This is a genomic window from Rathayibacter sp. AY2B9, assembly GCF_002931595.1.
GTDB lineage: Bacteria > Actinomycetota > Actinomycetes > Actinomycetales > Microbacteriaceae > Rathayibacter.
The window spans coordinates 237,891-256,494 of record NZ_PSUB01000001.1; the positions used below are offsets into that span (position 1 = coordinate 237,891).

The following is an 18,604-nucleotide window of genomic DNA, read 5'->3' on the forward strand; positions in this document are numbered from 1 at the left end:
CGGCGGGCCGCGGGGCGCGCTCGGAGGCTCGCGAGCACCGCCTCGTTATACTCGCAGGGCTCTCACCGGTCAGCCGGTGCACCGGAAGAACGGATCCTCCCCGCCTCATGCGCTCCCTCGCCGTCGTCGTCCCCACCTACAACGAAGTCGCGAACATCGCGACGGCGCTGCCGCGGGTCGCGCTCGCGGCGTCCCGCAACCCCGACTTCCACGTGACCGTCGCCGTCATCGACGACAGCTCCCCCGACGGCACCGCGGACCGCGCGCGCGAGCTCGCGGCCGAGCTCGGATCCGACACCTTCGAGGTCCTCGTGCTGTCGCGCGAGAAGAAGGAGGGGCTCGGCGCGGCGTACATCTGGGCCTTCCAGCACCTCCTCGCGGCCGAGCGCCGCTACGACTACCTGCTGCAGATGGACGCCGACCTCTCGCACGACCCGGACTACATCGACGCCTTCCTCCGCGAGGTGCGCGCGGGCGCCGACTTCGTGGTCGCCTCCCGCTACATCGCGGGCGGGGGCACTCCCGACTGGACGCTCGACCGCAAGCTGCTGAGCGGTGGCGGCAACCTCTACACGCGCCTCTTCCTCGGCTCGAAGATCACCGACTGGACCGGTGGCTTCAACCTCTTCAGCGCGGACCTCCTGCGCACCCTCCACCTCGAGACGATCCGCGCAGCCGGCTACGGCTTCCAGATCGTGCTCAAGTACCGGGCGCTGCGCCGGGCCCGCGGAGTGAAGGAGATCCCGATCGTCTTCCTCGACCGCACGGTCGGCAACTCCAAGATCCCGAGCGACACCCTCCTGAAGAACCTCCTGCTCGTCCTGGCCATCCGGTTCGGCGGGAAGCACCGGTGACGGCGGGTCCGACGGGATCCCCTCGGACCCGGAGGGCCCTCCTCGAGCTCGCCGCCCTCGCCGTCGTCGTCAGCGGGACCCTGCTCGTGCTCGGATTCATGGTCGGCACGCCGTGGCGGCCGCTGCTCTTCCGCGACGGCGACTCGCTGGCGCTGCCGCTGATCCTGCAGTCCTTCGCCGAGGGCCGCCCCGCGGCGTGGGTGATGACGAGCCAGCTCTTCCTCTTCCCCGAGCTCCCCGTCTTCGGCGTCGCGTGGCTGCTGACCGGTGGCGATCCCGCGGCGGCGCTCGCGGTCAACGCCGTGCTCAACGTCGTCCTCCTCTACGGCGTGCTCCGGATGCTTGCGCGACGGCTCGTCGCGGACCGGCACCGCCGGCTGCGGCCCGCCGCCGCGCTCGCCGGCATCGCCGTGCTGCTGGTGCTCTGCCTGACGGAGGGCCGCGCGCTCAACAACGAGGGCGCCCTGGCGACCACCTTCCTCCTCACGACCTACTACTACGGCGCGGTGCTCACAGGCCTCGCCGGGCTCGCCGTCGCCCTGGGCGCGCTGCGCGAGCGCCGTCCGGCCGCGCGTCCGCTGCTCCTGGTCGGAGCGGCCGTCGCCGCGACGACCCTCTCCGATCCGCTCCTCCTCGTGCAGTTCGTCGGCCCCCTGCTGGTGGTCCTCGTCGTGCTGCTGGTGCTCGCTCTCGCTGCTCCCCGAGCGGTGCTGATCGTCGCGGGAACGGTCCTCGGGGCCGCCGCGCTCGGGGCCGCGCTGCGGGTCCCGCTCGGCTTCCTGATCGGGACCGACGCCGGCGGGTACCTCCGGCTGCCGCTCGCCGGGACGGCACTGGACGACCTGATCGTGCAGTTCCTGGTGCTGAAGGCGCCGCTGATCGGCAAGCTCGAGGTGGCGCTGCTGGGTCTGCTGCTGCTGGCGGCCCTCGCCGTCGTCGTGGCCGGTGCCGCCCGACTGGCGCGGGGAGCCGCCCTCGACGAGGCGGCCCGTGCGCGCTTCGCGGTGTGCGCGTTCCTGCCGGCGCAGACGGCGGTGCTCCTGGTGGTGCAGGTCTTCACCGGCAGCTCGGTCAGCCGCTACCTGATGCCGATCCCGGTGACCGCGACCGTGGTCGTGATCGCCCTGATCGGCGCCGCGGCGGCGCACCGGCGTGCTGCGGGCGCGCGGCTGGCGCCGGTCGTCCGCGTCGTCGCTCCGCTGGCCGCCGCAGGCCTCGTCGTCGCCGCCGTGCCGGCCACAACGGCGGTCGCCTCCGCGGCGGCCGAGGCGCGATCGGACCCGGACGCCGACTGCCTGGAGCGCTGGATCGACGGCCGCGAGCTCGCGGGCGTCGGCTCGTTCTGGTCAACGCGGCCGCTGGACCTCTACGGGCCGGCCTCGCTGCACGTCCAGCAGGTCAACTTCGACTTCACGGTGCAGCTGTGGATGAACAACCTGAGCGACTACCGCGACCGGCAGTACAGCTTCGTCCTGGCCGACCGCTCGCCCGACTGGGCGGGGCTCGCGCGCGGGACGCTCGGCGCTCCCTCCGATATCGTCGCCTGCGGGGGGTTCGACATCTACGACTACGCGGGCACCGACGGCGAGACCGAGCTGAACCGGATCGTCCAGACCAGCGTGGAGGAGCAGCGCCGTGAGCGCGGCTACTGACGTGCGCGGCCCGCGGACGGCGAGTCGGCGGCGCCGGACGCTCGTCGAGCTCGGATGGGCCCTCGTCGCCGCCCTCGTCTCGGTCGTCGCCGCCGTGCTCGCGCTCGGGATCGGGCCGCAGGACCTGACGGCCCGCTGGACCGTGGGCGGCGACGACCAGATCCTGCACTACACGCTCTTCACCAGCGCCACGCAGGCGTTCCCGTTCGACGGCAACGCGGCGCTCGGCTTCCCCGACGGGTTCAACGCCTTCTTCAGCGCGCAGTTCGACGTCGCCTCCGCCCTCGCCGTGTCGGTCCTGGCCCTCGTGGTGCGCGACGGGACGACGCTCCTGAACGTCTTCTACCTGGGCACGTTCGCGACGGTCGCCGTCACCGGCTACGTGTTCTTCCGCGCCCTCCGCACGCGGCCCTGGGTCGCGGCGTTCTCCGCGGTCCTGCTGTCGCTGCTGCCGTACCACTTCCTCCGGATCGGATTCGGCCACGCGTTCCTCGCCAACTACTGGGCGATCCCGCTCCTGGGCGTGATGGTGCTGATGGTCGCCGGACCGCGCACCGATCCTCTCCGAGCCTGGGCCGAGCGGGGCGCGACGCGGAGGAGCCGCGTGCTGCGCTCCGTCGTCCCGGGAGTCGTGCTCGGGCTCCTGGTGGCGAGCACGGGCGGCTACTACTACGTCTTCGCGGTCCTGGTCCTCGGAGCGACCTGGGCGGTGAGCACGGCCGCCGGGCTCCTCTCCCGCGAGCGGCTGCGCGTGCTCGCAGTCTCGTCGGTGCCGATCCTCGCGCTCGGCGTGTTCGTCGGGCTCTCGCTGCTGCTGCTCTCGCTCGACTTCGGGGAGCGCTACAGCCCGTACTTCACGTCGCGGACCGTGGGGGAGTCGGAGGCCTACGCCGGCAAGCTCGTGCTGCTGGGCCTGCCCTGGTCGGGGACCGGGCTGCCGCAGGGGTACGGCCTGCTGAACACCTATGCGGGCCAGTCCGGCGTGGCGCCGACGACGGAACCGCCCGGGTTCTCGATCCTCGCCAGCGTCGCGCTCCTGATCACGCTCGTGGCGCTTCCGATCACCGCGCTCGGCGGCGGACGGGCGCTCCGTGCGACCGCGGTCGGCCGGTTCTTCTCGGACGCCCGCGTGCGCGTCCTCGCCGTGGCGACGCTGGCCGCGCTCCTCTTCTACACGGTGACGGGCCTGGGCGTCGTGGTCTCGCTGGTGGCGGGGCCGACGATCCGCGCGTGGGCGCGGATGTCGATCGTCATCGCGGTCCTCGTCCTCGGCGTGCTCGCGCTCCTGCTCGATCGGATCACGGCCCGTGGCGGTGTCCGGATCCTCGTGGCGGCGCTGCTCGCCGCCGTCGCCGTGGTCGATCAGCTGGCCGGAGTATCGGCCGCGGTGCCGATCGCTCCGACCGACGACTCCGAGATGCGCTCGTTCGTGTCGGAGGCCGACGCGCAGCTGGACGACGGCTGCGGTGTGGTGGAGCTCCCCCTGAAGAGCTTCCCCGACAGCGGGCGGATCGGAGCGCTCTCCGACTACGACGAGGCGCTGCCCTACCTCGCGACCGAGGAGGGACGCCTCCGCTGGAGCTACGGGGCGGTGGAGGGCACCTACGGCTGGGACGTCTGGGGCGACGTCGACGACCCCGCGGAGTTCGCCGACGCCGTGGCGGGCAGCGGCGCCTGCGCCGTCTACGTGGACACCGCCGGCTATACCGACGACCCCGACGGCTGGCGGGCCTACGTCGAGGCGGCGACGGGGGACGTCGAGCCCGAGGTCGCCTCCGCCTCCGGGCGCTGGCTGCTGTTCACGACCCGGCGCTGATCAGCGGTCGTCGAAGGCCAGCTCGAGCAGGCGCCGGGCGGTGCGGTCCCACCCCGGGATGGGCTCCGGTGCGAGTCGCCGGGGACGGCGCAGCGCCTCTCCGATCGCGGCCGACCACCCGGTGCGGTCCGCCGGGTCGATGAAGACGGCGGCGGACTCCCGCCCGGCGAGCGCGTCGCGGAGGCCGGGGATGTCGGCCGCGAGCACCGGGGTGCCGCAGGCGACGGCCTCGAGGGCGGGCAGGCCGAAGCCCTCGTGCCAGGAGGGCATGGCGACGGCGTCGGCGCCCGTGAGCAGAGCCGGCAGATCCTCGTCGGCGACGTAGGAGGAGGCGAAGCGCACGTCGGCTCCTGCGGCGACCGCGCGAGCGACGGCGGAGTGGACGTCCTCGTTGTCCCAGCCGTCCCCGCCGACCAGGAGCAGGGTGTGGTTCTCCGGCCGCTCGGCCTGCCGGTACGCGTCCACCAGGGTGACGAGGTTCTTGCGGCGCTCGATCGATCCGACGAAGAGCAGGTAGGACCCGAGCCCGTGCTCCGCGCGGACCCGCGCCACCTCCTCCTCGCCGCGGGCGTGGAAGAGGTCGGCGTCGATCGTGGTCGGCAGCACGCGGACGCGCGCCGGATCGACGCCCAGAGCGCTCTCGACCTCGGCCGCGGAGGACGGGGTGCCGGTCAGGACCAGGTCGCTGCGCCGGATCCACCGGGGCACGGACCGCGACAGCAGCTCTCGGCGCTCGCGCGGAACGAGCTCGGGCATCACAGCGAAGCAGACGTCGTGCACGAAGGTGAGCGAGCGGGAGCGGGCGAGCGGCCAGCTCCGGAAGTTCGGGAAGAAGTAGGCGCCGCGGCCGAGCAGGAGGTCGATCCCCGGCGCGGGCACTCGGGTCAGTGCGCTCCACACCGGCCGGGGCAGCGGCACCGGTCGGACGCGCAGCGTACGGAAGCCGAAGCGCTCGATCGAGCCCGCCTCGCTCGCCGGCACGACGAGGAGCACCTCGACCTCTGCGGCGGTCGCGTCGGTGTCCAGCGCGTGCAGCAGGCCGAGCAGGACGCGGCCGACCCCGGTCAGGCGCGGCGCCGCGAGGGCGGTCGCGTCGACCAGGAGGCGGCGGCGCCGCGCGGTCACGGCCTGCTGAGGCGGACGGTGGAGTCGATGTCGACGACGCCGTCGTGCACGGAGGCCCGCTCGACCGTGAAGGTCGCGGCGACCGGGATCCGCATGGTCTCGCCCTGCGAGAAGGTGGCCGAGGAGGCGTGCACGGCGTAGTTGCCGGCGCCGAGGTGCAGGTCGGGGAGGGTGAACGTGACCGTCATCTCTCCGTCGACCGCGCTCAGCGGCGTGCCGATGCGCTCGGTGTTCGTCCCGAAGACGCGCTGGCCGAGGGGAGTGTCGATGCCCATGCCGATGTTCCAGTCGTCGACCGGGCGGCTGGTGCGCACCGTGACGTCGAACTCGAGGGTCTCGCCGCTGCGGACGACCGTGCCGCCGTGCTCGATCGATCCGCCGCGCAGTCGGCAGCCCAGGATCTCGATGAGTTGGGGGGCGGGCTCGTCCGCGGCCTCGGCGGCCTCGGCCTCGCGCTCCTGGCGGGCGGCCCGACGGTCCTCGAAGCTCTCGCGGAGGACCTGGAGTCCCTCGGAGGTCTCGCCGTCGAAGACGACGGTGCCCTTCTCGAGGACGATGGTGCGGTCGCAGAGCTCGCCGACCTGCTCGAGCGAGTGGGTGACCAGCACGATGGTCTTCCCCGCGCGCTGGAAGGCGCGGATGCGGTCCATGCACTTGCGCTGGAACGGCTCGTCGCCGACGGCGAGCACCTCGTCGACCAGCAGCAGGTCGGGATCGGTGTGGATCGCGATAGCGAAGGCGAGCCGCACGTACATGCCCGACGAGTAGAACTTGACCTGGGTGTCGATGAACTCGGCGATCTCGGAGAAGTCGACGATCGAGTCGAACTTGCTGTCCAGCTCGCTGCGCGAGAGTCCGAGGATCGCGCCGTTGAGGTAGACGTTCTCGCGCCCGGTGAGGTCGGGGTGGAAGCCCGCTCCGAGCTCGAGGAGCGCGGCGAGGCGTCCGCGGCGCTCCACGGTGCCGGTCGTCGGCTGCACGATGCCGCCGATGAGCTTGAGGAGCGTGCTCTTGCCCGATCCGTTCGCGCCGATGAGGCCGACGGTCGAGCCCAGTGGGATCTCGAGGTCGACGTCGCGGAGTGCCCAGAACTCGTCGCGGTGCTTGCGCCCGCGGCCGAAGTTGACGATCCGCTCCTTGAACGACTTGTCCTTGCGGATGACGAAGCGCTTGGAGGCGTTGCGCACCCGGACGACGGTCGGGGTGCCGGAGGAGGCGGGCACGGACTCCTGCTTGCTGGTGAGGGTCACGATCAGATCTCCTGGGCGAAGTTGCCCTCGAGGCGGCGGAAGATCCGGTGGCCGATCCACACGAACACCAGCCCGACGACGAGGACGATGAGAAGGCGCAGCTCCATGTCCGGCGGCCACACCTGGGGGGCGATCTCGTTGCCGTCGATGATGCTGACGCGCGAGCCGTCTCCCCAGATCGCGCGCTGGAAGGCGAGGATCGCGTTCGAGATCGGGTTGATCAGGTAGAGCTGCTCGGCCCAGCCGTGGCCCGCTCCGGTGGAGGCGGCGACGACGAAGTTCCACGCGTAGACGATGGGGGAGAGCCAGAAGAAGATCTGCAGCCCGACCTCGACGAGGAACTGGACGTCGCGGAGGTAGACGTTGAGGGCCGAGAGGGCCAGGGCCAGAGCGAGGCCGTACACGAGCACGATCGCCAGCGCGGGCACGATGTAGAGGAGCTGGACGCCGAAGATCAGCGAGCCCGTGAGGACGGCTCCCGCGATCAGGACGACGAACTGCACACCGAAGTTGAAGAGGGCCGAGCCGATGGCCGCCACCGGGAAGATCTCCCGCGGCAGGTACACCTTCTTGATCAGTCCGCCGTTGCCGAGGATCGACGTGGTGCCCGCGGTCACGATCTCGCTGAACAGGCCCCAGAGGGTGAGCCCCGAGAAGACGAAGATCGCGAAGTTCGGGACGCCGCGAGAGGCCCCGAGGATCTGGCCGATCGCCACGTAGTAGATGAGGAGCATGATCAGCGGCCGGACGAGGCTCCAGACGAAGCCCAGGCTGCTGTCCTTGTAGCGCGACTTCAGCTCGCGCCCCACGAGCAGGCGGAGCAGCTCGCGGTGCCGCAGGATCTCGGCGAGGGAGGCGACGAAGCCGCCCGAGCCGCCGCCGACGGCCGACGTGGTGCCGGCGATCTGGAACGGCTCGTCGGCGATCGCGCGCGCGCGATCCACAGCTTTGCTGGGCATGGAACTCCAAGCTCTCGGCCTCCGCCGGGCGACGGACCGCATCATTATACGTGCGGCCCACCCTGGAGCCCCCTGGCTGGCGTGCCGGTGCGCGGCGCATGGCGGGTAGTCTTGCTCCCGCTCGCCGACTGAACGACACGAACGAGGTGTTCGCCATGCCCACGCAGCCTTCCGACGTCCCCCTGGACCCGGCGCCGCAGAGCGCTGGGGACCCCGCCCCCGTCCTCGGCGGCACGGGCGAGGACGCTCCTCCCGCTCCCGACCCGAGCCTCGAGTCGGCCGTCGGCGACGCCGCTCCCGCCGCCGTCCCGGCGGAGCCCGCGCGCACGTCCGGGGTTCCGGTGGAGCCCCGTCTCGCCGAGCCCGAGTCCCCGGACGAGGAGCTCGCCCGCCTGCGCGCGCAGGTCGACTCCCTCCTCAACGACCCCTTCGACGAGTGGGTCGAGCGGATCCAGGTGGGCGGAGTGACCGCCTCCGGCTTCGAGCGCACCCTCTCCTGGCGGGTGACGAAGCCGCTCCGCCTGGTGCGCACCTTCCAGATCCGCGTCGAGCAGCTCGGGCTGTCGGGCGCCGTCGGCCACAGCGCGCGCTTCGTGAAGCGCCGCCTGTCCGGTCGGGCGCGATGAGCGACCGGTCGCAGGTCTCGGCCGCCGGCTCGGCCGCCGCGCGCGCCCACCGCACGGAGGCGATGCTGCAGCGCCTGGAGCAGATCGGCGCGCTCCTCTTCGACGAGGAGCGCCGCGCCTCGCTGCGCACCCGCGGGCCCGGCCCGTACCTCGACGAGGTGGCCCGAGAGATCCGCTCGCGCCAGGACGACGAGCTGACCTGGGTCGCGCTGGTGTCGTTCACGGCCGCGTACCCGACGAGCGAGCTGTTCGACTGGTTCCGCCGCGCCCTCGAGCTCGCCCCCGAGGAGGCGGCGCTGCGCATCTTCCTCGAGGCGGGCTCCCGCACCGCGACCGGGTTCGCCGATCTGGACGCCCGTGTCGAGGTCGTCACCGGGGCCGTCCTGATCGACGTCGACTTCCCCGCCCGCCACGGTCACAACACCGGCGTCCAGCGGGTCGTGCGCCAGACCGTGTCCCGCTGGGACGCCGAGCACGAGATCGTCCCGGTCGCCTGGGTTCACGGATCGATGTCCTTCCGGCGCCTGAGCGCGATCGAGCACGAGCGCGTCGTCGACTGGTCCTCCGCCGGGCGGCGCGACTGGGAGCACGGCGATCCGGAGCGCATCGAGTTCGTCGTGCCCTACCGCAGCGTCGTCGTCATCCCCTCGGTGCCCGACTACAACCAGTGCGGGCCGCTCGCGGCCCTCGCCGAGTACTCCGGCAACGAGGTCGTCGTCCTCGGCCACGACGCCATCCCCGTCGTCAGCGCCGACACGGTGCCGCCGGAGGAGACGGTGCGCTTCGTCAACTTCCTCTCCGTGGTCAAGCACGCCGAGCGCGTCGCCACGGTGAGCGCCGCGGCTGCGCTGGAGTTCGAGGGCTTCGTGCGAGCGCTCCCCGCTCAGGGCCTCACCGGCCCGACCGTCGTCCCGGTCCCGCTGCCCGTGGAGCTCCCGGACGGCCTGCGCTCCGAGGGCCGGAGCGCGTCCGGCCTGCCGCTCGTGCTCTGCGTCGGCAGCCAGGAGCCCCGCAAGAACCATCTCGCGGTGCTGCACGCCGCCGAGGTCCTCTGGCGCGAGGGCCTGCGCTTCCGCGTCCGCTTCATCGGCGGGGCCAACCCCTGGGCGCACCAGGTCTTCGATCCCCGCGTGCGCGAGCTGGTCGCCGCCGGACGCCCGGTCGAGGTGCTCCGCGGAGCCGACGACGACGTCCTGATCGCGAGCTACCGGGAGGCGCTGTTCCTGGCGTTCCCGTCGCTGCACGAGGGGTACGGCCTGCCGGTCGCCGAGGCGCTGTCGATCGGGCTCCCCGTGCTGACCTCGCGCTACGGCAGCACGGCGCAGATCGCCGAGCACGGCGGATGCGTCCTGATCGACCCGGAGTCCGACGAGGAGATCACCGACGGCATGCGCCGCCTGCTGACGTCGCTGGAGCTCGTCGACGAGCTCCGCCTCGAGGCGGCAGAGCGGCCCGAGCGCACCTGGGACGACTACGCCCGGGAGCTGTGGGCCGCCCTGATCGGCCCCTCGGCCCTCATCGAGCACGAGGAGGCGCCCCGTGCGCTCTAAGCAGTACCTGGTCGACCGCCTCGCCACCCTGGTGCGCACCCTGGCCCCCACTGTGGAGCCGCTGGGCAGCGTCGACGCCCTCACCGGACAGCTGAGCGTTCTGCTGCCCGCCCCCACCGACCGCGAGGTCTGGCTGGTGCTCGCCGTCCTCCGCGGCACGCTCCCGCGCCGGGAGGACGTCGTCGACGGCCGCCGCCGGGCCCGGCTGGACGGCACCGCCGGTCTGCTCACCCACGCCGCATCCACCATCGCCTCGAACCGGGTCTTCGCCCGCTTCCACCACCCCGAGGTCGAGGTGGTCGTCGGCGCGGTCGTCGTCGACGTGCACCACACCGCGCGCACGGGGCTGGCCACGGGCATCCAGCGCGTGGTGCGCCAGAGCCTCGTCCGCTGGACGCGCGACCACGAGATCCTGCTCGCCGGCTGGGACTCGACCCACGAGTCGCTCGTCATGCTCACCCCGGAGCAGAGCCGGAACGCCGTCTCGGGCGACGTGCCCGACGCCGCGGAGGACCGCTCCCGCGTGATCGTCCCGTGGCAGGGCACCTACCTCCTGCCCGAGCTCGCCGTGGAGGACGAGCGGACGTCGCGCGTCTCCGCCCTCGCCGAGTTCAGCGGCAACCGCACGGGCACCATCGGCTTCGACTGCGTGCCGGTCACCACCGCCGAGACGGCGAGCACCGGCATCAGCGCCGCCTTCTCGCGCACGCTCGTCGCCGTGTCGCACATGGACCGCATCGCGACCATCTCCGAGGCGGCCGCGACCGAGTACTCCGGCTGGCGCCACATGCTCGGCAGCGTCGGGATGCAGGGGCCGGACATCCGGCCGATCCTGCTGCCCTCGCAGCCGGAGAGCGTCTCGGACGAGGAGCTGGCCACCGCCGCGCGCTCGCTGGTGACCGGTGACCTCCCGCTCGTCGTCTGCGTCGGCAGCCACGAGCCGCGGAAGAACCACCTGGCGGTGCTCCAGGCCGCCGAGCTGCTCTGGCGCCGGGGCGTTCGCTTCAGCCTGGTCTTCATCGGCGGCAACGCCTGGAGCAGCGCCGAGTTCGAGTACCGACTCGAGGTCCTCGAGGGCCAGGGCCGTCCGGTCCGCTCGCTCTCCAAGATCACCGACGCGCTGCTCTGGAGCGCCTACCGCCTGGCCCGGTGCACCGTGTTCCCCTCGATCAACGAGGGCTACGGTCTCCCGATCGTGGAGTCGATCTCGGTCGGCACCCCGGTCGTGACCTCCGGATTCGGCAGCATGCACGAGGTCTCCGCCTCGGGCGGCGCGCTGTTCGTCGATCCGCACGACGACCACGACATCGCCGCGGCCCTCGAGCGGCTGCTGACCGACGACGAGCTGCACGCGCGGCTCTCGGCGGAGGCGCTCGCGATCGACGGCGGCACCTGGGACGAGTACGCCGCCCGCGTCTGGTCGTACCTCGTCGAGGGCGAGGGCGTCGACGAGCGGGCCCGGGCCGAGCAGTCGGACGCGACCGCCTAGGCGTCCTCGATCCACCGCGTGCAGAAGGCCCCCGCTCCAGGAGCGAGGGCCTTCTGCACGCGGTGCGCGCGGCTCAGCGGGAGCGGCGCGCCAGCTCGAGGTCGTTCTCGACCATGCGGGCGACGATCTCCTCGAAGCCGACGGTCGGCGCCCAGCCGAGCACCTCGCGGGCCCGGGAGGCGTCCCCGCGCATCTCGGGGGTGTCCACGGGGCGCGCGAACCGCGGGTCGATCGTGACCCGCTGCTCCCAGTCGTCGATGCCGGCCGCGGTGAAGGCGGCACGGACGAAGTCGCGGACCGAGTGCGCGACTCCGGTCGCCACGACGTAGTCGCCCGCCTCCTCGGCGCGCGAGGCGCGCACGAGGGCGTCCACGTAGTCGGGGGCCCAGCCCCAGTCGCGGCGCGCGTCGAGATTGCCGAGCGAGAGCTCCGACTCGGCGCCCGTCGCGATCGCCGCGACTCCGGCGGTGATCTTGCGGGTGACGAAGCCGAGCGGCCGACGCGGCGACTCGTGGTTGTAGAGGATGCCGGACGAGGCGTGCAGCCCGCGGCCGCGGTAGACCGCGACGAGGTGGTGCGCGAACGCCTTCGCGGCTCCGTAGGGCGAGACCGGGCGGATCGGGGTCCGCTCGGTCTGCGGGTTCTCGGTCGCGGCCCCGAAGATCTCGGAAGAGGAGGCCTGGACGAAGCGGACCTCCCGGCCCGCCGACTCCTGGAGCGCCAGCGAGCCCTCCAGGAGCGCGGCGACCGCGGTGCCGGTCACTTCGGCCGTGAGCACGGGCTCCTTCCACGAGAGCGCGACGGAGGAGAGGCCGGCGAGGTGGAAGACCGTGTCCGGCTGCGCCTCCGCGACGATACGGCCGAGGCCGGAGGCGTCGCGGAGGTCGCCCTCGAAGGGGCGGACGGCGGCGGGAAGAGCGGCGTCGTCGGTCCCGCGCACGAGCGCGGAGACCTCCCAGCCGTCGGCGAGCAGGCGCTCGACGAGGTAGCCCCCGTCCTGACCGCTCGCTCCGGTGACGAGAGCGGCAGGCATGACTACTTGATCAGCGCGGACTGCTCGGCGAGGTCGTTCTCGACCATCATCGCCACGAGCTCGGGGAACGAGACCTTCGGTTCCCAGCCGAGGACGTCGCGCGCCTTCGCCGGGTCGCCGATCAGCAGGTCCACCTCGGCGGGACGCATGAACGCGGGGTTCTGGGTCACGTACGGGGTCCAGTCCTCGATGCCGACGTGGTTGAAGGCGATGTCGAGGTACTCGCGGATCTCGTGGGTCTCGCCGGTCGCGACCACGTAGTCGTCGCCCTCGGGCTGCTGCAGCATGCGCCACATCGCGTCGACGTAGTCGCCGGCGAAGCCCCAGTCGCGCTTCGCGTCGAGGTTGCCGAGCTCCAGCGTCTCCTGGAGGCCGAGCTTGATGCGGGCGACCGCGAGGCTGATCTTGCGCGTGACGAACTCCGGTCCGCGGCGGGGCGACTCGTGGTTGAAGAGGATGCCGGAGGAGGCGTGCATGCCGTACGACTCGCGGTAGTTGATGGTCATGTAGTGGCCGAAGACCTTGGCCACGCCGTAGGGCGAGCGCGGCCAGAGCAGCGTCTCCTCGCTCTGCGGGACCTGCTGGACCTTGCCGAACATCTCGGAGGAGGAGGCCTGGTAGAACTTCACGCGCGACATGTCGGAGCCGGCGTAGAGGCGGGTCGCCTCGAGGATGTTGAGCACGCCCTTGCCGGTCACGTCGGTGGTGAGCGACGCGTTCTCCCACGAGTAGGCGACGAACGAGATCGCACCGAGGTTGTAGACCTCGTCGGGCTGGGCGGCGGCGAGCACGCGCACGAGGCTCGACACGTCGGTGAGGTCGCCGGTGAGCAGGGTCACCTCGGGCACGGTGCGGCGGACCAGCTCGTACTTGGGGTTGTTCTGCCCGCGGACGAGCCCGAAGACCTCGTAGCCCTTCGAGAGGAGGAGCTCGGCGAGGTAGAGGCCGTCCTGGCCGGTGATTCCGGTGATCAAAGCGCGGGGCACGTGGTGGTCCAATTCGTCGGGGTCGATGACAGCGGGACACATACTACCCACGGGCACGGCCGGGCGCCGGGAGCGGTGCGGCCCGCCGGTATCCTGGCCGGGCTTCGGACCGATTGGACGCCATGCCGGAACTCCGCCCCGTCACGCTCGCCGTGCTCACCGTCGACCCGGGCGGGATGGGCGGCGGCGAGACCTACGCGCGCGCGCTCACGCGCCTCCTGGCGCCGCGGCCGGGGGAGGAGGGGCCCGACGTGCAGGTGCTCGTCCCGGAGAACGCCCGCGGCTTCAGCGAGGGCGTGCCCGAGGTCGTGGCCGAGGGGGTCGTCAGCGGGGCGGGCCACCGCCGCCGGGCCGTGGGGATGCTCCAGGCGCTCCTGCGCACGCCGCGCCTGCGCCGGCGCCTCGGCCGGGACGCGGTGCTCTACTTCCCGTTCACGGTCCCGCTCCCGTGGCCGTCGCGGCGGCAGGGGCACGTGCAGATGCTGTTCGACCTGCAGCACCGCGACCTCCCGCACCTCTTCCCCCGCGTCGAGCGCGTCTTCCGCCGGCTCGCCTACGAGGCGACCGCTCGCCGCGCCGACGCGGTCATCACCATCAGCGCCTTCACCAAGGGGCGGATCGTCGAGCTGCTGGGCATCCCGGAGGAGCGGATCCACGTGTCGCATCTCGGCGTGGACACCCGGCGCTTCGTCGCGAATCTGGGCACACGCGAGGACTTCGTCTTCTACCCGGCGCGCGCCTGGCCGCACAAGAACCACGCCCGCCTGTTCGAGGCGGTGCGCCTCCTGCGGGAGCAGGGGCACGCCCTCCGGCTCGTGCTGACCGGAGGGGATCTGGACCGCCTCGGCCCGCTGCCGGACTTCGTCGAGTGGCGCGGCCACGTCACTCCGGAGGAGCTCGCCGACCTCTACCGCCGAGCCGCGGTGCTGGCGTTCCCGAGCCTCTACGAGGGCTTCGGCCTCCCTCCCATCGAGGCGATGGCGTCGGGATGCCCGGTCGCCGCGTCCGACGCGGGCTCGCTCCCGGAGATCTGCGGGGACGCCGCGGTCTACGTCGATCCGCTCGAGCCGCGCTCGATCGCGGACGGGATCCTCGAGGCGATCGAGCGGACCGGCGAGCTCGGCCCGCTCGGCGTCGAGCGTGCCCGGTCCTTCAGCTGGGAGCGCTGCCGGGAGGAGCACCTCGCCGTGCTCCGCCAGGTGGCGCGGCGGCGCGGGCGCTGAGGAGTCCGGTCAGTCCCGCGGGTGCAGGAGCCGACGCCAGCTCAGTCCCTGGGCCGCGCGCATCGCGCAGAGCACCACGAGCAGCCAGCCGGCGTCGAGCAGGATCGAGCTCTCGGCCAGCGCGGTGACCATCAGCACGGTCAGCACCAGCACCGGCCAGACGTGCACGACCGCCTTGCGCTCGGAGGCGATCAGCCAGGAGCGCCAGAGCGCGAGGCCGATCAGCACGACGAAGAGGACCACCCCGACCGCGCCGACCTGCAGGGCCACGTCGAAGAGCGCGTTGAGGCTCGACGAGTGCGGGCGGCCCGAGAGGTAGTCGATGGCGGTGAAGGGGTAGAGGTCGGGCCGCCAGTAGCCCACCCAGCCCCAGCCGACGATCGGAGCGAGGTCCGTGAAGCGCCAGACCTGCTGCCAGAGCCGCAGCCGGAACTCGAACTCGCTGCCCGCGTTCAGCAGCTCGATCACCCGGTAGCGCAGGAGCCACACGGTGAGGGAGGCCGCGGCGGCGACGCCGAGCACCGTGAGCTGCCGCCGACGGCGGTGGGTGCCGTCGCCGTGGCGCACCCAGCGCAGAGCGAGGGCGACGACGACGGCCACGGCGAGCACGCCCGCGCTCACGGCGGAGCGCGTGAAGAGGAGGGTGACCGCGGCGAGGGCGATCGAGGCGACGGCCGGCCCGCGGGCGACGGAGCGGGTCATCAGCTCCACCGAGAACGTCACGATCGCCAGCAGGCAGACCAGCCCGAGCTGGTTGCGCGTGCCGACGAGTCCCTGGATCGGCCCGCCGACCGCGAGCAGGCCCTCCACGCCGAGGAAGCGCAGCGGCTGGTCGATCAGCACCCCCGAGAGCACCTCCACGGCCAGCGAGGCGATCAGCACGACCCGCAGCACGTCGCCGACCGAGCGGATGATCTGGATGATGTCGCGCGTGAGGCCGATCGCGATCGCCAGGAACGCCAGGGCGAACTGGTAGACGACGCTCGAGACCGTGGCCCAGGTGTAGTCGCTCCACAGCACGCTGAGCGCGATCCAGCCGAGGAACACCAGGATGCTCGTGGGCAGCAGGCCCTCCCAGTCGAGCCGCCCGCGCCGCAGGACGAGCATGACCGCGGCGAGGGCGGTGAGCGTGGCGACGGCGGCGATGTAGCCGGGCCAGCCGAGGAGTCCGCGGACCGCCGGAGCGCAGAGGACGGTGACGAGAGTGGTCTGCGCGAGGGCCGCCGCGAACTGCGGGGACGCCGTCGCGTCGGCGACGGAGGCGGGGAGCGAGGGGCGGCGGGGCCTCATCGCCTCGGGGAGGCGTCGGCGAGGGGGAGCGGGGTCGCGGCGAGGACCTCGGGCGTCTCGCTCGCCGGCCGCTTGGTCTGCACCGCGAAGAGGACGAGGAGCAGCCAGCCTCCCTCGATCAGGATCCGGCTCTCGAACAGCGACTGCGCCAGGAGGGCGACCACGATCAGCAGCGGAGCGAGGCTGACGGCCGTGTAGGGGAGGGTCGAGGTCGCGTCGCGCCGCGGGCGGTCGACCGCGCGGAACCAGGAGCGCCACAGCGTCGAGACGGCGAGCGCCGCGAAGAGGACGAGGCCGACCGCTCCCAGCTGGAGGGCGACGTCGAGCCAGGCGTCGTGGGCCTGCAGGTAGAGCACGCCCTTGCGCTCGGCGAGGGTGTCGAACGGGGCGGCCCAGGGAGCCCAGTAGCTGACCCAGCCCCAGCCGAGGACCGGGCGCTGCAGCGTGAGCGCGATCACCGAGTCCCAGATGTCGAGGCGGCCCGTGGCGTCCTCGCTCTTGCCGAGCAGGCCGAGGAGGGCGCCCCAGCCCGCGGCGCCTCCGGCGACGGCCGCCACCGCCAGCCCCGCGGCGGTCAGGTAGACGGGACGCCGGCGGGACTCGCCCCTCCGGCGAGCCCAGAGCGCGAACGCGGCCGCGAGGACGACGGCGACGAGGCAGAGCAGGACGGTCGCCGAGCGGGTGAGCAGGAGGGTCGCGACGAACAGGGCGACCCAGACCGCTCCCCACCGGCGCCGGATCGAGTGGGCCGCCAGCTCGATCGCGATCACGATCAGGCCGAGCAGGGCGAGGAAGCCGAGGAGGTTGCGGTTGCCGACGATCCCCTGGACGGGCTCGCCGGTGAAGAGGGCGGCCTGCGACCAGTAGAAGGCGTCGGGCGTCGGTCCGTCGGCGGGAGGCTCGACGCCGAACGGCAGGACGGGCTGCCGCACGACGACCGCGATCACGAGCTCGAAAAGGAGCGACAGGCCGACGGAGAGGCGCAGGGCCCGTCCGAGAGCCGTGAGCAGCTCCCGGCTGCTCAGCGTGACGGCGAGGACGACGCCGCCGAGCGTCGTCGCGAGCTGCGCCGTGACTCCGATCGCGCTCGCTCCCGGATAGGCGGACCACAGCAGCGAGAGCACCGCGAGCCCGAGGAAGAGGACCAGCGACTTCGGCGTGCGGGCCCAGCGCAGGCGGGGGCGGGCGCGGACGAGCACGGCGATCGAGGCGCCCAGGAGCACCGCGACGACGACGCCCCAGCCCCACCATCCGGCGAGGTTCCGCAGCGACTGGCCGACCAGCAGCACGGCCAGCACCGCCACCGCGAGCGCTCGGGGAGCGGCGGGGGCGGCGCGTCGGATCATGGCGACCAGTCTAGGGAGCGGGGGCGGCGCGGCGGCGTGCCGGGCGCGCCGCCGCACCCTCCCCGGCCGGGGAGGCTCAGACGAACGCAGCGGTGCCGGTGATCGAGCGGCCGACGATCAGCGTGTTCATCTCGCGGGTGCCCTCGTAGGAGTAAAGGGCCTCCGCGTCGGCGAAGAAGCGGGCGACGCCGTAGTCGAGGACGATGCCGTTGCCGCCCATCACCTCGCGGCACCAGGCGACGGTCTCGCGCATCCGGGCCGTCGCGTAGGCCTTCGCGAGGGCGGAGTGCTCGTCACGCTGCTCGCCGGCGTCGAGCATCTCGGACACGCGGGTCGCCAGGGCGATGCTGGCCGTGATGTTGCCGATGCTCTTGACCAGGAGGTCCTGCACCAGCTGGTGCCCGACGAGCGGCTTGCCGAACTGCACGCGCTCCTTCGCGTAGCGCAGCGCCGCGTCGTAAGCGCCGATCGAGACGCCGATGGCCTGCCAGGCGACCTCGGCGCGGGTGAGCCGGAGCACCTTCGCGGTGTCGCGGAACGAGTTCGCGCCCTGCAGGCGCAGCGACTCCGGGACGCGGACGCCCTCGAGCACGATGTCGGCGTTCTGCACCGTGCGCAGGCTCTGCTTGCGCGCGATGGCGGTGGCGCGGTAGCCCGGTGTCGAGGTGGGGACGAGGAAGCCCTTCACCTGGCCGTCCTCCGCGTCCTTCGCCCAGATCACGGTCACGTCGCTGAAGGTCGCGTTGCCGATCCAGCGCTTCTCGCCGTCGAGGATCCAGTCGTCGCCGTCCCGGCGGGCGGTGGTGCGCAGGCCCTGGGCGGAGTCGGAGCCGGAGTGCGGCTCGGTGAGGCCGAAGGCGCCGACGACCTCGCCCGAGGCGAGCTTCGGCAGCCACTCGGCGCGCTGCTCGTCGGAGCCGGCGACGCCGACCGTGCCCATCACCAGGCCGTTCTGCACGCCGACGTAGGTCGCGATGCCCGCGTCCACCCGGCCCAGCTCGAGCGCCACCCAGCCGCGGAACACGGCGGAGTTCTCTATCGCGCGGGTCTCGGGCCAGGAGAGGCCGATGACGCCGGTGGCGTGGATCCCGGGGATCAGCTGCCGCGGGAACTCCGCGCGCTCCCAGTACTCGTCGGCGATCGGCCGCACCTGCTCCTCGAGGAACGCGCGGACGCCGACCAGCAGCTCCTTCTCGGCGGGCGTGAGCGCCGCCTCGAACCCGTAGAAGTCGGCCCCCAGGGTCTCGAAGGTCGTGCTGTCCATGCTCTGTGCTCCCTCGCTCGTCGGATGCGGCACGGCTACCGCTCCGACGGCGACAGTGCTGCGACTCCCAGCGTACGAAGCGCGCCTGCGAGTGCCGCGTCCGCTGGCGGAGAGCACCAACAGGCGGGCCCTCCTCCCGGG

Annotated in this window: 15 protein-coding genes; 7 read left to right on the forward strand and 8 right to left on the reverse strand. The window is 72.7% G+C overall.

Features of this window, described 5'->3' with window-relative positions:
• The first annotated feature begins 107 nt into the window (after nt 1–107).
• From C5C25_RS01230 to C5C25_RS01240, 3 genes are read left to right on the forward strand one after another with little or no spacing between them, the layout of a single operon-like run.
• Nucleotides 108–854, forward strand: coding sequence for a polyprenol monophosphomannose synthase (locus C5C25_RS01230; protein ID WP_104223157.1), 747 nt, complete (start codon nt 108–110; stop codon nt 852–854).
• The gene (locus C5C25_RS01235; RefSeq protein ID WP_104223156.1) at nt 851–2,506 is read left to right on the forward strand and encodes a hypothetical protein; all 1,656 of its coding nucleotides are present in this window, start codon (nt 851–853) and stop codon (nt 2,504–2,506) included. The genes C5C25_RS01230 and C5C25_RS01235 overlap by 4 nt, the downstream gene beginning before the upstream one ends.
• On the forward strand, nt 2,490–4,322 hold the full coding sequence (locus tag C5C25_RS01240) for a hypothetical protein (protein ID WP_146079405.1): 1,833 nt from the start codon (nt 2,490–2,492) through the stop codon (nt 4,320–4,322). Before C5C25_RS01235 ends, C5C25_RS01240 begins: the two co-directional genes overlap by 17 nt.
• Here C5C25_RS01240 and C5C25_RS01245 read toward each other — a convergent pair whose 3' ends face one another.
• Genes C5C25_RS01245 through C5C25_RS01255 form a run of 3 tightly spaced genes read right to left on the reverse strand, consistent with a single transcriptional unit; the run spans nt 4,323 to nt 7,656 of the window.
• Nucleotides 4,323–5,447 carry a glycosyltransferase family 1 protein gene (locus C5C25_RS01245; RefSeq protein ID WP_104249493.1) on the reverse strand — a complete coding sequence of 375 codons (1,125 nt, stop codon included), beginning with the start codon at nt 5,445–5,447 and terminating at the stop codon, nt 4,323–4,325. It lies immediately after the preceding gene.
• Nucleotides 5,444–6,697 (reverse strand): ABC transporter ATP-binding protein, encoded by a 1,254-nt coding sequence (locus C5C25_RS01250; protein WP_244229465.1) that lies wholly within the window; start codon nt 6,695–6,697, stop codon nt 5,444–5,446. The genes C5C25_RS01245 and C5C25_RS01250 overlap by 4 nt, the downstream gene beginning before the upstream one ends.
• 2 nt (nt 6,698–6,699) lie before the next feature.
• The gene (locus C5C25_RS01255) at nt 6,700–7,656 is read right to left on the reverse strand and encodes an ABC transporter permease (protein ID WP_104223153.1); all 957 of its coding nucleotides are present in this window, start codon (nt 7,654–7,656) and stop codon (nt 6,700–6,702) included.
• Nucleotides 7,657–7,811: 155 nt separating this feature from the next.
• Here C5C25_RS01255 and C5C25_RS01260 point away from each other — a divergent pair, with 155 nt between their 5' ends.
• Genes C5C25_RS01260 through C5C25_RS01270 form a run of 3 tightly spaced genes read left to right on the forward strand, consistent with a single transcriptional unit; the run spans nt 7,812 to nt 11,321 of the window.
• Nucleotides 7,812–8,282 carry a hypothetical protein gene (locus C5C25_RS01260; RefSeq protein WP_104283350.1) on the forward strand — a complete coding sequence of 157 codons (471 nt, stop codon included), beginning with the start codon at nt 7,812–7,814 and terminating at the stop codon, nt 8,280–8,282.
• Nucleotides 8,279–9,832 (forward strand): glycosyltransferase, encoded by a 1,554-nt coding sequence (locus C5C25_RS01265; RefSeq protein ID WP_104249495.1) that lies wholly within the window; start codon nt 8,279–8,281, stop codon nt 9,830–9,832. Before C5C25_RS01260 ends, C5C25_RS01265 begins: the two co-directional genes overlap by 4 nt.
• Complete coding sequence (locus C5C25_RS01270; protein ID WP_104249496.1) at nt 9,822–11,321, forward strand: glycosyltransferase family 1 protein; 1,500 nt, start codon at nt 9,822–9,824, stop codon at nt 11,319–11,321. The genes C5C25_RS01265 and C5C25_RS01270 overlap by 11 nt, the downstream gene beginning before the upstream one ends.
• A gap of 73 nt (nt 11,322–11,394) precedes the next feature.
• On the opposite strand, the gene C5C25_RS01275 is transcribed toward C5C25_RS01270, so the two are convergent.
• Together C5C25_RS01275 and C5C25_RS01280 are read right to left on the reverse strand one after the other, a co-directional pair.
• Nucleotides 11,395–12,354 (reverse strand): GDP-mannose 4,6-dehydratase, encoded by a 960-nt coding sequence (locus tag C5C25_RS01275; protein ID WP_104249497.1) that lies wholly within the window; start codon nt 12,352–12,354, stop codon nt 11,395–11,397.
• Nucleotides 12,355–12,356: 2 nt separating this feature from the next.
• The gene (locus C5C25_RS01280) at nt 12,357–13,340 is read right to left on the reverse strand and encodes a GDP-mannose 4,6-dehydratase (RefSeq protein WP_104275317.1); all 984 of its coding nucleotides are present in this window, start codon (nt 13,338–13,340) and stop codon (nt 12,357–12,359) included.
• A 122-nt stretch (nt 13,341–13,462) separates the two neighbouring features.
• Between C5C25_RS01280 and C5C25_RS01285 the strand changes: the two genes are divergently transcribed.
• Nucleotides 13,463–14,563 (forward strand): glycosyltransferase family 1 protein, encoded by a 1,101-nt coding sequence (locus C5C25_RS01285; protein WP_104249498.1) that lies wholly within the window; start codon nt 13,463–13,465, stop codon nt 14,561–14,563.
• Nucleotides 14,564–14,572: 9 nt separating this feature from the next.
• Here C5C25_RS01285 and C5C25_RS01290 read toward each other — a convergent pair whose 3' ends face one another.
• The 3 genes from C5C25_RS01290 to C5C25_RS01300 all read right to left on the reverse strand — a co-directional run bounded on the left by C5C25_RS01290 (nt 14,573) and on the right by C5C25_RS01300 (nt 18,463).
• A complete protein-coding gene (locus C5C25_RS01290) occupies nt 14,573–15,853 on the reverse strand; it encodes an O-antigen ligase (RefSeq protein ID WP_104249499.1) in 1,281 nt (426 codons plus the stop codon).
• Nucleotides 15,850–17,199 (reverse strand): O-antigen ligase, encoded by a 1,350-nt coding sequence (locus tag C5C25_RS01295; protein ID WP_104249500.1) that lies wholly within the window; start codon nt 17,197–17,199, stop codon nt 15,850–15,852. The genes C5C25_RS01290 and C5C25_RS01295 overlap by 4 nt, the downstream gene beginning before the upstream one ends.
• A 76-nt stretch (nt 17,200–17,275) precedes the next feature.
• Nucleotides 17,276–18,463, reverse strand: a complete 1,188-nt coding sequence (locus C5C25_RS01300) for an acyl-CoA dehydrogenase family protein (protein WP_104224149.1) — start codon at nt 18,461–18,463, stop codon at nt 17,276–17,278.
• Between the last annotated feature and the right edge of the window lie 141 nt (nt 18,464–18,604).

Excerpts from the sequence above, each read along its gene's own strand:
- C5C25_RS01265 (WP_104249495.1), top strand. The coding sequence starts at position 8,279 with ATGAGCGACCGGTCGCAGGTCTCGGCCGCCGGCTCGGCCGCCGCGCGC.
- C5C25_RS01300 (WP_104224149.1), bottom strand. The coding sequence starts at position 18,463 with ATGGACAGCACGACCTTCGAGACCCTGGGGGCCGACTTCTACGGGTTC.
- C5C25_RS01255 (WP_104223153.1), bottom strand. The coding sequence starts at position 7,656 with ATGCCCAGCAAAGCTGTGGATCGCGCGCGCGCGATCGCCGACGAGCCG.
- C5C25_RS01290 (WP_104249499.1), bottom strand. The coding sequence starts at position 15,853 with ATGAGGCCCCGCCGCCCCTCGCTCCCCGCCTCCGTCGCCGACGCGACG.
- C5C25_RS01295 (WP_104249500.1), bottom strand. The coding sequence starts at position 17,199 with ATGATCCGACGCGCCGCCCCCGCCGCTCCCCGAGCGCTCGCGGTGGCG.
- C5C25_RS01285 (WP_104249498.1), top strand. The coding sequence starts at position 13,463 with ATGCCGGAACTCCGCCCCGTCACGCTCGCCGTGCTCACCGTCGACCCG.
- C5C25_RS01275 (WP_104249497.1), bottom strand. The coding sequence starts at position 12,354 with ATGCCTGCCGCTCTCGTCACCGGAGCGAGCGGTCAGGACGGGGGCTAC.
- C5C25_RS01230 (WP_104223157.1), top strand. The coding sequence starts at position 108 with ATGCGCTCCCTCGCCGTCGTCGTCCCCACCTACAACGAAGTCGCGAAC.
- C5C25_RS01260 (WP_104283350.1), top strand. The coding sequence starts at position 7,812 with ATGCCCACGCAGCCTTCCGACGTCCCCCTGGACCCGGCGCCGCAGAGC.